Below are 14,211 nucleotides of genomic sequence, written 5' to 3'. Positions count from 1 at the left end.
GGAGGTTTATAATTCGTTGTTATTGTGGTTGTTACGACAATACCGACTCTTTTTTTTCCTATTTTTACCACTTTTTGGCGGCTGAAGCATTGAGATAAGCCTGCTATTTGCATGCTTTAATGCTGCAACTAATCAACGAAAATGAAGAAATAACGAAGTTGGTGTAAACTGACTGATAATGAGCAGGAAACGGAATAATTTGCATAGAAGTGCTCTTTTCAAAAAGGGCAGGAATATGCAGATTTAGGCAGAAGTTCAGTTACCAGAGCGTTACCCGAATTTGCCATAGGTAACGATGGAGCAATGTTCGGTAACTGAATTATTTTCGCTCGTGTGGCTGTTGCTGCGGTCGGCAGTTTTCTGCATAAGTGAGGAACGCTTTGAATTTGGTAATTTTGCCACAAAACATCAAAGCGTATGAAAACAGAAAAAATGAAGGTGTTGCTCTACCTCAAAAAGAGCGGTCTTGGCAAGTCAGGCAAAGCCCCAATTATGGGACGTATCACACTTGGAAGGAGTGTAGCGCAGTTCAGTTGCAAGCTCTCCTGTAATCCTGACCTGTGGAATCCCCGTGAGAGCAGAATGGACGGAAAAAGTCGTGAGGCGGTGGAAGTGAATGGCAGGTTGGAGAACTTGCTGCTGTCCATTCAGTCAGCTTATCAATCTTTGCTTACAAGAGGTTGCCCATTTGACGCAACCGACGTGAAGGAACAGTTTCAGGGCTGTGTGCAGACACGGTGCATGCTCATCGAGAGGCTTGATGTGCTCATAAAAGAAAAAGAAAGTCATATCGGTATAGACATCAGAAAAGAGTCAATGGCAAGCTATCACTCCACGAGAATCCACTTGCAGGAGTTCATCCAAAAGAAGTATAAGGTTTCTGACTTAGCCTTCTCACAACTGACAGAGAACTTCATCCATGAGTTTCAGCAGTACTTCTTGGGAGAGTGTGGATTTCAGGAGAGCTCATTCTACAATGTCGCCACCCATTTGAAAACAGTTTGCAGGCAGGCTTACCGTGAGGGGGTGGCAGACATCCTGCTTTTTGACAAAGTCAAAATCAGCAAGGGTAACAAGAAACTCCCCAAAGCACTTGACAGAGGAGCATTTGAGAAGTTAAAGACTCTCCACTTTGAGGAATTGGAGGAGGAAATGGAAACGGCAAGGGATATTTTCCTCTTTGCCTGTTATACGGGTGCTGCGTATTGTGATTTGATGGAACTGGACAAGTCCCATCTTGTGCGTGATGACGAGGGTAGCCTTTGGCTGAAGTTCAACCGTCAGAAGACAAGTGTGCCTTGCCGTGTCAAACTGTTACCCGAAGCCATACGGCTGATGGAGAAGCTCCACAGCGATGAAAGGGAAACATTGCTCCCTTTCATGGGATATGCCACTTACCAATCTTATTTGAAAGCCTTGCGGCTTCGTGCAGGCATCTCGTTTCCTTTTACCACACATACGGCAAGGCACACATTTGCCACGCTCATCACGCTTGAACAGGGTGTACCCATTGAGACCGTTAGTAAGATGCTGGGGCATTCCAACGTGAGCATGACCGAGTGTTATGCAAAGGTAACCCCACAGAAACTCTTTGAGGAATTTGATCGTTTCCTTTCTTTCACTGAAGATATGCAGTTAATAATCTAATTCCTATTTTTTCTATCTTATCATTATTCATTATTCAAAACCACCAAGACAATGAGAAGTACATTCAAGATACTGTTCTATATCAACAGACAGAAGACAAAGGCAGACGGCAATACCGCCATTCTCTGCCGTATCACCATAGACGGAAAGAACACAGCCATTACCACAGGCGAAGAGTGCCATCCTGCCGAGTGGAACACCAAGCAGGGGTTGACAACCAACAAGAAAACAAACCAAAGAATCATTGAGTTCAGAGATTTGGTGGAAAAGACCTATCGGGACATTCTTGTAATGGATGGAGTGGTAAGTGTGGAACTTATCAAGAACCGCTTACAAGGCATTGCCACTAATCCGACAACGCTCCTTGCCATGAGTAAGGCAGAATTGCAATCCGTCAAGGAGAGCGTAGGCAAGTCAAGGGCAGAGGGAACTTATCTGAATCTGTTCTATTCTGACAGAAATCTCCGTGAATTTGTCGAAAACAAAGGAGTGCAGGATATACCCATCGGAGCCATTACAGAGGACTTGTTCGAGGAATACCGCTTCTTTCTCAAAAAGCGTGGACTGAAAGCATCTACCGTCAACAGCAACCTCTGCTGGCTGAGCCGACTAATGTTCCGTGCGGTCAGCAAGAGAATTATCCGCTGTAATCCGTTTGAGAATGCCAAGTATGAGAAAGAGGAAAAGAAGATACGCTTTTTGCAAAAGAGCGATGTAATGAAACTGATGTTAATGAAGATGAACGACAGAGAAGCGGAGCTGGCAAGACTGATGTTTGTCTTTTCCTGCTTCACAGGCTTGGCTATTTCAGATATGGAGAATTTGGAATACAAGCATATCCAAACGACAGCGGATGGACAGATGTATATAAGAAAGGAACGTCAGAAGACCAAGGTTGAGTTCATCGTGCCGTTACATCCCATAGCGGAAGCCATCATCAGTCATTGTCAGAAAGAGCAGGAAAGAAGCGAGGAACAGCAGACGGTGAAAGAAAAAGATGACCACCTTGTCTTTCACCGTAATTGCAGCCGTAGTGTCATGGATACCAAACTGAGCATCGTGGGAAAGGCTTGCGGTATCCGCCAAAGACTTTCCTTCCACATGGCAAGACATACATTCGGCACGATGAGCCTAAGCGCAGGAATACCTATTGAGAGCATAGCCAAGATGATGGGGCATGCCTCCATATCAAGCACTCAAGTTTATGCGCAGGTGACGGACAAAAAGATATCAGAGGATATGGACAGGCTCATTGCCAAGCAATCGGCAAAAGAAAAAGAAACTTCGGAGAGAGAGGTTTGTGAACCAAACTCTGCTAACTCGTTGTAATTAAATGTTCTATCAATTTTGACAAATCAGTAGTGTAGCATTTTTGTAGCAGTATTTTGACCGCTTGATGACTACCATTCTGACTACCTGTTGAAAGCACAACTGCTCTCTTTTCTTGGGTACAAAAGTATATAAAATTGTACTAACCTCCAAATCTTTGTACCATAAATATTTAGATATTTTACTGCTACACTTTCCAGTGCAAGGTGCAAGCCCCTATATATAAGGGGACTTGCACCTTGCACTGGAGGGATTTTCTCAAAATTATTTGATTTTGTTCTGGAATGATTGTTATTACAATGTATTTTCGTTTATGAATTCTAGAAAACAAACCAATTAAATCATCCCATGTTGACATCGCCCATTATATTCATCTGCACCTAATGCAAGCCACCTTGCATGGGATGCAAACATTTGAATGTGGCGGGTTGCTCAAATTTAGGTGCTTTTGTAACTTTATACATATGAAACAGTTGCACAAAACCCTAAAGGAAAAGCGAGAGCATGAAGGATACTCACAGGAGTATATCGCTGAAAAACTGAAAGTTAGCTCAAGTACCATCTCAAGATGGGAAACAGGAGCCGTATCCATGAGTATAGTACAAATTTGCAGCTATGCCAAGGTTTTGGAAATGGATGAGAGTGATCTGCTTGCATCTATTGCAAGGAGAAGAAGAGAAATACCACCCCCATTTATCCGACTGGGCATAGACGTGTTTGACGAAGAGACCTATGGAAAGATAATGGATCTCGCCAAGGAATTGGGACCGCAGCACATTATCTTACAAACCAAACTGTGATGACATATGGAAATAATAGCAGTAGAAAGTCAAGCCTATCAGGAACTAATAGACAGGCTCAACCGAATTGAGCAGTATGTCGAGCGCACCTCCCGTCTTATCCAAGATATAGATGATGAGCTGGAGATGACCACCAAAGACCTTATCGGGACTCTGAATGTTTCAGAGTCCACCCTTTACCGTTGGCGCAAGAAACAGTTGGTGCGGTATCGCTACACCGAGAGTGGCGATGTGCGTTATTTTTTCAAGTCTATCGTGATTGCCACGAAATGCAACCGCCTCCGTGTTTCCGGTATGAGGAATGACGAGGTTCTTGGTCGGCTCAACCGTTTTAAGGACAATCTTATCATGAGTTCATGTCTTAACCCTAAAAACAGATAACTATGATAGAAAAAGAACAGATTCTTTTGCTTACCCAAGGTGGTTTGAATGTATTTTCCCATTTCCTTGGTTTTGAGGTGAATCTTCACCGAAATTTTCGTAGCCCCTTCTATGACGACAAACGGGCTTCCTGTCATATCTACTATGATAGGAAAACTTCTTCTTATAAATTCTATGATCATGGAGATACCACCTATTCAGGGGATTGCTTCTGGTTTGTGGCAACGTTGCGTCGTTTGAATCTGAAAACGAGTTTTCCCGAGGTCTTGGAAACCATCGTACAAGAACTTGGATTGTATTCTTTATGTGATGCCGAAAAGCATAACAAGCATATCACACCGTCATATAAAAATCCTATAGCCTCCAGTCCTACGGTCGAAAAGACCAAGCGGACGGAAGAACGACCATATAGTTTCGAGATACAGCCATTTGACGATGGACTGCTGAACTATTGGGCGCATTATGGTATCCATGAAGATACACTCCGGCAGTTTCGGGTACGGAGTCTTAAACGGTATGAGAGCGTATCTGCCGAGGGCAAGAAGTTTGAACTTCACAGTTCACCGACAGAACCGATATTTGCCTATATCGGAAACGGCTATGTAAAGATATACCGACCACACAGTCTGAAAATCCGCTTCCTCTATGGTGGAAGGATGCCAGTCACCTATTGTTTCGGCATGGAGCAGATTCCCACCAAAGGTGATATTCTTTTCATCACAGGTGGAGAAAAGGATGTGCTCTCGTTATATGCACACGGCTTCAATGCGATATGTTTCAACAGTGAAACGGCACAAATACCGACAAGCATGATTGAGAGCCTTCAACTTCGCTTTCGGCATATCATACTCTTGTATGATGTGGATGAAACAGGTGTAAGGGAGGCGCATAAACAGGCTGAACATTTAGTAGAATTCAAGGTGTTGAATCTTACACTTCCACTTAGTGGAACCAAGACGGAAAAGGATATTTCTGATTTCTTTGCTTTGGGCAATGGGGCAAAGGAACTGAAAGAGCTGCTTGCCAAGATGTTTGCAGACCTATACAGCCAAACCATGATGATGTTACGTTCCTGTGAAATAGACTACGAAAACCCTCCTGACATTTCCAAATCGGTGGTGGCTGTGAATGGTGTCCCATTGGGAACCCAAGACAATCTATTCTGCATCACCGGAGGAGAAGGTACGGGCAAGAGTAACTATGTAGGAGCCATTCTTGCCGGAACATTGGGAGAAGAACAACTGCCAATAGAGAAAACCTTGGGATTAGAGATTACCGCCAATCCCAAAGGTTTGGCAGTTCTGCACTATGACACGGAGCAGTCCGAGGCACAACTCCACAAGAATTTGGGCAAGACATTGCGCAGGGCTTCTCTGGCAGCAGTACCTGAATATTATCATTCTCTGTATCTCGCTTCGCTTTCCCGTAAAGACCGGTTGAAACTTATCCGTGAAAGTATGGACCTGTTTCATCACAAGCATGGGGGCATCCACCTTGTGGTGATTGACGGCATAGCTGACTTGATACGTTCCGCCAACGACGAGACGGAAAGTATTGCCATCGTGGATGAGCTTTACCGTCTGGCAGGGATTTACAACACCTGCATCATCTGCGTGCTGCACTTCGTGCCAAATGGTATCAAACTCCGTGGGCATATTGGCTCCGAACTTCAACGCAAGGCGGCAGGCATTCTCTCCATAGAGAAAGATGATAATCCTGAATACTCGGTGGTGAAAGCTCTGAAAGTCCGTGACGGAAGCCCGTTGGACGTACCGATTATGCTTTTCGGATGGGAAAAGGCAGAGGATATGCACGTCTATCGTGGTGAGAAGTCCAAGGAGGACAAGGAAAAGCGTAAGACCGATGAACTCGTTGGCGTTATAAGAGAAACCTTCCGAAATTCTTTCAAGCTCACCTATCAGGAACTTTGTGATGTCCTGATGCGAGAAATGGAAATCAAGGACAGAACGGCTAAGAAGTATATCGCCTACATGAAAGAACAACGTATCTTGGCACAAGATACTAATGGTAACTATCAAAAAGGAGAACTATGCCGTACATAGATTATAAAACCGAAGACACTTGGCAAAAACGCCTGTTCGACAAGCTGATAAGCGTCGAGGATAAACTCGACCGCCTGCTTGTTCTGCAAGATCAATCCGTCAATACGACAGTCCATCCACCATTGAAACCCGAATATTTGGATATCATAGATGTGTCCAAGATACTCAAAGTGGAACAAAAGACCATCTATAATTGGGTTTGGGCAGGGAAAATTCCTTATCTCAAAGCCAATGGCAGATTACTTTTCCTTCGGGAGGAGATAGATGAAATGGTACGGAAGCGAGAAGGTTGGTAGAAGTCAGTTCTATACAAGTATGTTGGAAATGTTCATGTTTAATTTCATCCTCTTTTTCCTCACTATGGTTGAAATATTATCCTACAAGTCAACTATTAGTTTACTTTCAGGAAAATAATTCAACCAATCAACTGTAATTAGTAAAGTCTTTTGTACCTTTGCGGTTGGTTTTAATTACAGCAAGTAAACTATGAGTGTACTAAAAGGAAAAAAAATAAACCAAATGCTTCAATCTGGGCAAAAGAACGGATTGCTGTTTGCGACATGGCTCGTAGAGCATGGCTATTCCAGGCAGTTGTTGAGCAGATATCGTTCTTCCGGTTGGTTATCCTCTCTATGTAAGGGAGTCATGTACCGCACAGGCGACACGCTGTCCGCTTTTGGTGCTTTGCAGTCCTTTAACGAACAAGTAGGAAAGAGTTTTCGTGTTGCAGCGCATTCTGCTTTGGAGCTTTGGGGCTTCAACCATTATGTTCCTATGGGCAAACCCCTGTTAATGGTATCAACGGCAAGTGATAAAATGCCACAATGGATGAAGCATGACATTTTCGACCGTGAATTTAAGTTTTTCAAGACAGAGGTGTTTATCAATGCACAGATAACAACTTTAACATACTTGGACTGGAGGTTGCTTATATCCTCCCCTGAGCAGGCCTTTATGGAATGTCTGCTGTTAACACCACGCCAATATAACTATATGGATTTATTTTATATAATGGAACAGTTGACCACTCTGCGTCCGAATGTTGTCCAATCGTTATTGGAAACCACAAAACATTACAAAATGAAGAGGCTGTTTCTATATATGGCAGAGAAAGCGGGGCATTATTGGTATGAAGATTTAGACCTTACAAAAATAGATTTGGGGACACATAAACTCCAACTCGTCAAATCTGGTATATATATCAGCAAATATAAGATGATTGTACCAAAAGAATTAAACGATTATGAATGATCAACAATATAAAAAACAGGTGGCATTGTTACTACGCATTATGCCTTTGGTTTACAAGATAACGGACTTTGCTGTTCATGGAGGTACGGCTATTAACCTGTTCCACCAGAATATGCCGCGTTACTCGGTTGATATTGACCTCACCTATATTCCGATAGAGTCACGCACAGCGAGTTTGGAAAAGATAAATCAACATCTTGGAGAACTGAAAACTAGTATAGAACGTGCCATTCCCGGAATACATGTGGTACATAAATCCGAAGTATGGAAATTGCTGTGCACGCGTGATGGTGCTACGGTGAAAATAGAGGTAAATGGTACAAAACGGGGCATACTTGGAGAGGTTGAAATTATGGAACTCTGTCCGAAAGCGAAGGAAGAGTTCCAAGCCAGCTGTAAGGCACATATAGTTCCTTATTCTCAACTTTATGGGGGGAAGATTGCAGCCGCCCTCAGCCGCCAGCATCCACGTGACATGTTTGACTGCAAATACATGAAAGACCAAACGCTTGAAAGTGTAAAAGGCGGACTCATCTTATGCTTATTGGGAAGCGACAAGCCTATCGTGGAATCCTTGTCTCCTAATAACATAAACCAAGAGGAGGCACTTGAAAACCAATTCAAGGGAATGTCAGATATTCCATTTACCTATACAGACTATGAGCAGGCTCGTAAATCCATTATTAAAAAGGTAAATGACTGCCTTACAAATACAGACAAGGAATTCCTCGTTTCCTTTGAGGAGGGAACACCACAGTGGGAGAAATGTTGCGCAGGTGATTTAAGCCAATATCCATCTGTACAATGGAAATTACTGAATATAGGTAAACTTAAGAAACAGACTCCCGATAAGCACAAAGAAGGAATAGATAAGCTAAAAGGTTATTTGCAGGTATAATGATAAAAGTCAGACATTCAATACGGATGTCTGACTTTTATTTAGCCCCTCGGCATGTGTTTAGTGCCTCCATTTGGGTCTAAAACTCTGTAAACGGCTATTATCTTCTCTGTCTTGGACAAGATCACTTTCATTCTTTACTCCTCCAGAATGATAATGGTCGGATAAATCCTCTCCTTGCTTCATTTCTTCTTTTTCCTCTTTTTCCCCCTCTGCTGGAGCAAGGGTAAGCGCAATCTTTCTGTCTAATTCAGCAGCTTCACTTTTAAGTGAGCGAAGCTCATTCTCTTTCTTCCAAGAACTGTTAGCAATATTAGTATAAACTTCTTTATTTGCAACAACCTTTGCCATTTCCTTCTCATGCGACTCTATCACCTTTGGAATACGCTCCAAGGCATTTACGAAGTTCTCGCAGGCAAGTTTCGGGTCTGCCGCTAACTTACCGTTATTATAGGTATAGTAGATGCTTTCCTGTCCCTTGACAAAGAAGCGATTCACCGAGCAGTCGAACAAGTCCTTAGAAGTGCTCTCCGTCTTGACCATGATGGAAAAGCCGTAAACCTCGCCAATCTTGTTGTACTCGCTCTTGGTACGAGCCTTTTCCTCTATCTCATGCAGACGGGCGGCGATGACCTTTATGTCGGTGCTGTCCTCTACACCTTTGATTGTCAGTTTATTGACGGGCAGTCCCTCCTTGTCCCGTTCCACACGCTGCTCAAAGCAAGCCAAGTCAGCTTTAGCTTCCTTAATCTTGTCGGAATGGAAGGACACGGAACTCTCAATCTCTGCCAGCTTGCCCGTTGCGGCATCACGCTCACGGAGAAAATTCTTGCGCTCGGATTCCAAGGTGGTAATCTTCTTATCCAATCTTGCTTTCTCCAAAAGGTCTGTGTTGCCTGAAAGCACTGCTACATATTCTGAGAAGTTCATACCGCTGTCCTCGTCCATTGAACCCTCATCAATGGTACGACTGCCGAGCGTGTTTGTCTTTAGCTGATTGATGAACAGCTGCTTATTGTGCAGCAGGTTGAACTTGTAGCTGTCCAAGGAACGCTCTACGGCATAGATAATCACATCGACCTTGTTGTTCGCAAACTCCTTGGCAACAAGGTTTCCTTTACGGATGGCACGCCCGTTACGCTGTTCCAGATCCGACGGTCGCCACGGCGTGTCAAGTTGATGGACCGCTACTGCCCGCTGCTGTGCGTTCACACCTGTGCCCAACATGGATGTAGAACCGAAGATAATGCGGATGTCGCCACGGTTCATCGCATCCACCATCGCTTTCTTGGCTTTCTCATTCTTGCATTCTTGAATGAAGCGTATTTCATAGGATGGAATATGATAATCCTCTACCAACTTTCTCTTGATTTCAGAATAGATGTTGAACTCTCCGCCAGGCTTGTAAGTACCTAAATCAGAGAACACGAACTGCGTTCCTTTCTGTGCATCGTACTTTTGGTAATAGTCGTTGAGCAACTTCGCACAATGGCTCGCCTTGTTGTCGATATGATCTGAGTAAGCATTTTCATCAATCATGCGTAAATCAAGGCTCATCTTGCGGGCATAATCAGTTGTTAAGAATCAAGGGAAACAGAGGGAAAAGAAAGGAATGTAACTATTTGAAATAGTATCATTTAGCATTTTCTTACTATTTTAAGGGTAAGCGAAAACGAGCATCAAACGGCAGGAGTTCCGTTACCAAATCGTAACCCACCCGTGAAAAAGCAAAAAGGGGTTACGAGTTGAAGGTAAACAATTGTGTCATAGGTTTTTATTCATCATCTTTCATTTTTCTGCATCGCTTGGGAATACTTGTTCATCTGTACCTTTGCAAACAAAGGAAATTTAGAAAAAACGACAGAAAAATGAAGGAAAACAAACTCAAAGTATCATTCTTCGTTCAGGCGAAACGAACCGACAAGAAAGGACTTGTGCCTGTCATTGGGCGCATCTCCGTTGGCAGAACCCATTCGGGCTTCTCCACCAAGTGTAAGACTCCGCTCGCTCTTTGGGACAGCCGTAAGCAACGGCTCATCGGCAAGAGTGCAATAGCGGTGTCCGTCAATCAGAAACTCGGTGAATGCACCGCACTCATCCACGCACGCTTTCACGAACTCTATGAAAGGGAAGAAACTTTTACCGCCACCGATGTGAGGGATGCCTATCAGGGGCAAGTCCACCGCCAAGCCCTGCTCTTGGAGAGTTTCGGGGAGTATCTCACACAGACTAAGGAGCGCATAGGCATCGATCGAGCCTTAAAGACGTTCAAACTCCGTACCTACCAACTCTCCCTGCTCCGTGAGTATGTGCGGAAGAAGCACAAGGTAAGTGATATTCCACTCTCACAGCTGGACAAAGCATTTATCGATGGCTTCGAGTATTATCTCACCATTGACCGAAAGCTGAAACGCAGTAGCATATCGAGTACCTTGTCTACTTTGCAGACCATCGTCCGCATGGCGGTGAAGAAAGGTGTGCTGGACTTCTATCCGTTCTTGGGCTACAGTTACGAGCGACCAAAGGGCGAACCGAGAAGCATTACGCAAGACGAACTACAAAATATAATTGACTTGGAGATTGAGTGGGAAAACTACCGCATTGTCCGTGATTTGTTCGTCTTCTCCTGCTTTTCAGGACTGGCTATCTCTGACGTGCGCAATCTCAGAGAGGAAAACATCCTATTGGAAGAGGGCGAACTCTGCATCAAGGGCAGACGCATGAAGACCAAGACCCCGTATCGTGTACAGGTGCTTCCCCCTGCGCTGACTATCATGAATCGTTATAGAGGGATAAGGGCAGGCTTTGTCTTTGACGTGCCGACCACCGACATTGTCCTCAATGGTATGCACTACATACAACGAAACATCGGCATGGAGACTCCGCTGACCTTCCACATGGCTCGCCATACCTTTGCTTCGCTTATCACGCTCTCGGCAGGCGTTCCTATCGAAACGGTGAGCCGTATGCTCGGACACACCAACCTGAGAACAACACAGGTATATGCAGCGGTTTCCTCCGAAAGAATCCATCGGGATATGCAAGCGATACAGCAGCGAATACAAGATACATTCACCTTAAAACTTTGACATTATGGCACGAAGTACATTCAAGACACTCTTTTATATCAACCGCTCCAAAGAGAAAAAGAACGGCAGCTGCCCGATTATGGGGCGCATCACCATAGACGGAGAACAAGTACAATACAGCACGGGCAAGGAGATTGCTCCTGAACTTTGGGACAGCCATAAGGGACGATGCAAGGGTATAGGCGAAGAGACAAAGGAAATCAACCGCTATTTACAAAGCAAAGAGGAACAAGCCAAAGCGAAGTATCAAGAATTAGTTTGGCAACGTGGCTATATCACTGCCGAGTTGTTGAAACGTGAACTCATGGAAGAGGACAATCCCAAAGGCTTTCTTTTGGAGGAAGCCCGACTATTTATTGAGGAAAAGCGTCCATGCGTAGGACTGACGATTGCCAAGCCTACCTTTGCTAATTACATCTATGCAGCGCAGCTCATTAAGTCCTATCTGCGTGAACGCTTAGGGCTGGAGGATATCCGCTACTCTCTGTTGGACTATGGTTTTATCGAGGGGCTGGACTTCTACCTTAAATCAGAGCGCAATCTTTCTCTTGCCACTATTCAGGTAGCGGTCATCTTCCTTAGGAAACTCATCGGCATCGGCCAGCAGAAGAAATATATCCGCATCGATCCGTTTGCGGACTACAAGGCGGAACTACCACACCGAACACGCAGGTATCTCACTACGGAGGAATTGCAGAGGGTCCTGCAAACGCCCATCATTGACAAACAGTTCGAGCGAGCAAGGCAACTCTTCATTTTCTGCGCCTTCACCGGTTTGGCTCGTGTGGATATGCAACGGCTCAAACCGAAGCATATCACCCATAATGCTGACGGCACGGAGGAAATCCGCATCAAAAGGCAGAAAACAGACGTGGAAGCCATCATTCCGCTTCTGCCCATTGCCAAACAAATACTTTCGCTCTATATCAAGGATAAGAAAGCGGACGACTTGATATTCCCCAATCTCACAATAAGAAAAGCATCCTTTGCGTGTGTGAACATCGGGCAGATATGCCGGATAGAGAAAGGCTTGACCTTCCACATGGCTCGGCACACATTCTCAACCACGATTTGCCTTTCCAATGGTATTTCGATGGAAACGCTCAGCAAGATGCTCGGACACAGCAATATCGGTACGACACAAATCTACGGAAAGATAACCGACCATAAGATACAGGAGGATATGACTGCACTCACAGACAGGGAGCATACTGTATTTGAAGGTTATTGTGAGTCGATAGCACGGCAGAACGTGCCACTGCAACACGCATAAAAAGGAAGTAATTACCAAACATTTATTATTCACGATTGAAAACCAAATGATTATGAAAAAGAACAACAAACAGGAACTTTCTTACTTTCGATTGAAATTAAGAAGTTATATGAGTGAGCATCACCCCGAGAGGTTGCAAGATACGGAGTTTATCACCACACGGGCAGATATGGCTCTCACAGCTTACTGCGATGCCGTGGCGCAAGGTTTCACTCACCCCGAAGCGGAAAGCATGGCAAGCGAGGTTTTGTATCAAGGCTTGCACTTTTCCAAGTATGACACGCTTGTATCTGTATTGGAAAACGAGTTTGAAAGGGAACTGCCTGCATCGCTTCCTGAAAGACTCGCAACCATCTTGTTGTCGAATAAGGCTGTTCAAGCCACATTCGACAAATTCGGTTTGACGGACACATTTGCTTCTGACGAGCAATACGACCGTCTTTACACCGAACTCACAGGCACGATAGTGCTGCTTACCAAGAGCTATCATTTGCCAATAATCGGTCAGACGGAGGGGTAAGCCCAAAGGCGTTGTAAGCAAAGGCACACGCAAAGTCCCTGATGCCGTTTCTTATCGTGCAAAGGTACAACGGCAGCCAATCTGCCCCGACAAGGTCAAGTCCTGCGGATGGAGAGAAGAATCTCCACCGCAGGATTTTTCTTTTTCAAGTTGGTATTGCCATTTTCAATATTCGTGCGGTCGTATTCATCTCTCCCAACCTTGCAGGGCAGGGCTGCCGTAAGAGAGTATAGGCACGACAAGAATACGGCATACTCAGGCTCTTTGGACGCAAGGCGTAACAGCCAACAATAGATAGGACTGACGATAATACGGACTATCTGTTGTTTGTACAATTTATTGTCATGACTATCTGTTGTCATGACTATCTGTTGTCATGACTATCTGTTGTCATGACTATCTGTTGTCATGACTATCTGTTGTCAAAACTATATATCGTCAAAATAATCTATCGATAAAACTATCTATCGACACTTCGACATCTCGATTTGTCGAACTATCGAATTATCGATAAAACAACAAAATAATAAAAGGAAAGAGCTGGCACCTCATCTCATTACCGCAATAACGCAAATGGATCTCCTTTGGTCTTTTCTCTTGTTTTCTCTCTATTTCCCTGCTTTTCCTCATTTCTTGCAGCGGTGCTTCCGAGGGTTTACTTTTGCACTCGATAAGTACGGCAATGGACTGCATAACAGTTTGTTTGCCGAGTAACAATAAAGTAATCAAAACAAAATCAAGGCAATGAAACTCATTATCATCGACCGCAAAGCGTGGGAGCGGCACTGCTCCGAATTTGCAGACTTTATCCACAGTATTGAACAGCTTATCGGCAATCCGCCCGAAACGGACGAATGGCTCGACAATGAAGCCGTATGCCGCAGGCTCGGCATCAGCAAACGTACCCTGCAATCATACAGAGATACGGGAAAAATCCCTTTCTCAATGATTGGACACAAG

General features: G+C 44.4%; 13 protein-coding genes and 1 pseudogene. 12 read left to right on the top strand and 2 right to left on the bottom strand.

Annotated elements, in window-relative coordinates; all coding sequences use genetic code 11:
- Positions 1 to 417 precede the first annotated feature (417 nt).
- From BN35_RS08750 to BN35_RS08715, 8 genes are all read left to right on the top strand, one after another.
- Positions 418 to 1,647 (top strand): site-specific integrase, encoded by a 1,230-nt coding sequence (locus BN35_RS08750; protein ID WP_044071406.1) that lies wholly within the window; start codon positions 418 to 420, stop codon positions 1,645 to 1,647.
- A gap of 51 nt (positions 1,648 to 1,698) precedes the next feature.
- A complete protein-coding gene (locus BN35_RS08745; RefSeq protein WP_025073081.1) occupies positions 1,699 to 2,976 on the top strand; it encodes a site-specific integrase in 1,278 nt (425 codons plus the stop codon).
- Positions 2,977 to 3,440: 464 nt separating this feature from the next.
- A complete protein-coding gene (locus BN35_RS08740) occupies positions 3,441 to 3,776 on the top strand; it encodes a helix-turn-helix domain-containing protein (RefSeq protein ID WP_025064766.1) in 336 nt (111 codons plus the stop codon).
- 6 nt (positions 3,777 to 3,782) lie between these two features.
- Complete coding sequence (locus BN35_RS08735) at positions 3,783 to 4,157, top strand: hypothetical protein (protein ID WP_025073080.1); 375 nt, start codon at positions 3,783 to 3,785, stop codon at positions 4,155 to 4,157.
- A 2-nt stretch (positions 4,158 to 4,159) separates the two neighbouring features.
- Positions 4,160 to 6,220: a bifunctional DNA primase/helicase gene (locus BN35_RS08730; protein ID WP_025073079.1), complete on the top strand. Its 2,061-nt coding sequence runs from the start codon at positions 4,160 to 4,162 to the stop codon at positions 6,218 to 6,220.
- Positions 6,208 to 6,516, top strand: coding sequence for a helix-turn-helix domain-containing protein (locus BN35_RS08725; protein ID WP_025073078.1), 309 nt, complete (start codon positions 6,208 to 6,210; stop codon positions 6,514 to 6,516). The genes BN35_RS08730 and BN35_RS08725 overlap by 13 nt, the downstream gene beginning before the upstream one ends.
- A 190-nt stretch (positions 6,517 to 6,706) precedes the next feature.
- Entirely contained in the window at positions 6,707 to 7,471 is a 765-nt protein-coding gene (locus tag BN35_RS08720; RefSeq protein ID WP_025073077.1) for a type IV toxin-antitoxin system AbiEi family antitoxin domain-containing protein, read from the top strand.
- Positions 7,464 to 8,369, top strand: a complete 906-nt coding sequence (locus BN35_RS08715; protein ID WP_025073076.1) for a nucleotidyl transferase AbiEii/AbiGii toxin family protein — start codon at positions 7,464 to 7,466, stop codon at positions 8,367 to 8,369. Before BN35_RS08720 ends, BN35_RS08715 begins: the two co-directional genes overlap by 8 nt.
- Positions 8,370 to 8,429: 60 nt before the next feature.
- Here the strand turns inward: BN35_RS08715 and BN35_RS08710 are convergent.
- Positions 8,430 to 9,950, bottom strand: a pseudogene (locus BN35_RS08710) (helicase-related protein); the annotation flags it as partial.
- A 287-nt stretch (positions 9,951 to 10,237) separates the two neighbouring features.
- Between BN35_RS08710 and BN35_RS08705 the strand changes: the two are divergent.
- From BN35_RS08705 to BN35_RS08695, 3 genes are read left to right on the top strand one after another with little or no spacing between them, the layout of a single operon-like run.
- On the top strand, positions 10,238 to 11,458 hold the full coding sequence (locus BN35_RS08705) for a site-specific integrase (protein WP_025073074.1): 1,221 nt from the start codon (positions 10,238 to 10,240) through the stop codon (positions 11,456 to 11,458).
- Positions 11,459 to 11,462: 4 nt separating this feature from the next.
- The gene (locus BN35_RS08700) at positions 11,463 to 12,731 is read left to right on the top strand and encodes a site-specific integrase (RefSeq protein ID WP_044071403.1); all 1,269 of its coding nucleotides are present in this window, start codon (positions 11,463 to 11,465) and stop codon (positions 12,729 to 12,731) included.
- 52 nt (positions 12,732 to 12,783) lie between these two features.
- Entirely contained in the window at positions 12,784 to 13,251 is a 468-nt protein-coding gene (locus BN35_RS08695; RefSeq protein ID WP_025073290.1) for a DUF1896 domain-containing protein, read from the top strand.
- Between the two features lie 95 nt (positions 13,252 to 13,346).
- Here BN35_RS08695 and BN35_RS13190 read toward each other — a convergent pair whose 3' ends face one another.
- Entirely contained in the window at positions 13,347 to 13,613 is a 267-nt protein-coding gene (locus tag BN35_RS13190) for a hypothetical protein (protein ID WP_036893573.1), read from the bottom strand.
- 382 nt (positions 13,614 to 13,995) lie between these two features.
- Here BN35_RS13190 and BN35_RS13890 point away from each other — a divergent pair.
- Positions 13,996 to 14,211 (top strand): helix-turn-helix domain-containing protein (locus BN35_RS13890; RefSeq protein ID WP_174362020.1); only part of this gene is annotated, 216 nt, incomplete at its 3' end.

It is taken from the genome of Hoylesella timonensis 4401737 = DSM 22865 = JCM 15640, from assembly GCF_000455445.1.
Taxonomy (GTDB): domain Bacteria; phylum Bacteroidota; class Bacteroidia; order Bacteroidales; family Bacteroidaceae; genus Prevotella; species Prevotella timonensis.
This window is presented reverse-complemented; position numbering and strand designations above follow the sequence as displayed.

What these genes read in the sequence shown, in the direction of transcription:
- BN35_RS08750 (WP_044071406.1), top strand. Translation starts at nt 418, where the DNA reads ATGAAAACAGAAAAAATGAAGGTGTTGCTCTACCTCAAAAAGAGCGGT.
- BN35_RS08745 (WP_025073081.1), top strand. Translation starts at nt 1,699, where the DNA reads ATGAGAAGTACATTCAAGATACTGTTCTATATCAACAGACAGAAGACA.
- BN35_RS08740 (WP_025064766.1), top strand. Translation starts at nt 3,441, where the DNA reads ATGAAACAGTTGCACAAAACCCTAAAGGAAAAGCGAGAGCATGAAGGA.
- BN35_RS08735 (WP_025073080.1), top strand. Translation starts at nt 3,783, where the DNA reads ATGGAAATAATAGCAGTAGAAAGTCAAGCCTATCAGGAACTAATAGAC.
- BN35_RS08730 (WP_025073079.1), top strand. Translation starts at nt 4,160, where the DNA reads ATGATAGAAAAAGAACAGATTCTTTTGCTTACCCAAGGTGGTTTGAAT.
- BN35_RS08725 (WP_025073078.1), top strand. Translation starts at nt 6,208, where the DNA reads ATGCCGTACATAGATTATAAAACCGAAGACACTTGGCAAAAACGCCTG.
- BN35_RS08720 (WP_025073077.1), top strand. Translation starts at nt 6,707, where the DNA reads ATGAGTGTACTAAAAGGAAAAAAAATAAACCAAATGCTTCAATCTGGG.
- BN35_RS08715 (WP_025073076.1), top strand. Translation starts at nt 7,464, where the DNA reads ATGAATGATCAACAATATAAAAAACAGGTGGCATTGTTACTACGCATT.
- BN35_RS08705 (WP_025073074.1), top strand. Translation starts at nt 10,238, where the DNA reads ATGAAGGAAAACAAACTCAAAGTATCATTCTTCGTTCAGGCGAAACGA.
- BN35_RS08700 (WP_044071403.1), top strand. Translation starts at nt 11,463, where the DNA reads ATGGCACGAAGTACATTCAAGACACTCTTTTATATCAACCGCTCCAAA.
- BN35_RS08695 (WP_025073290.1), top strand. Translation starts at nt 12,784, where the DNA reads ATGAAAAAGAACAACAAACAGGAACTTTCTTACTTTCGATTGAAATTA.
- BN35_RS13190 (WP_036893573.1), bottom strand. Translation starts at nt 13,613, where the DNA reads ATGACAACAGATAGTCATGACAATAAATTGTACAAACAACAGATAGTC.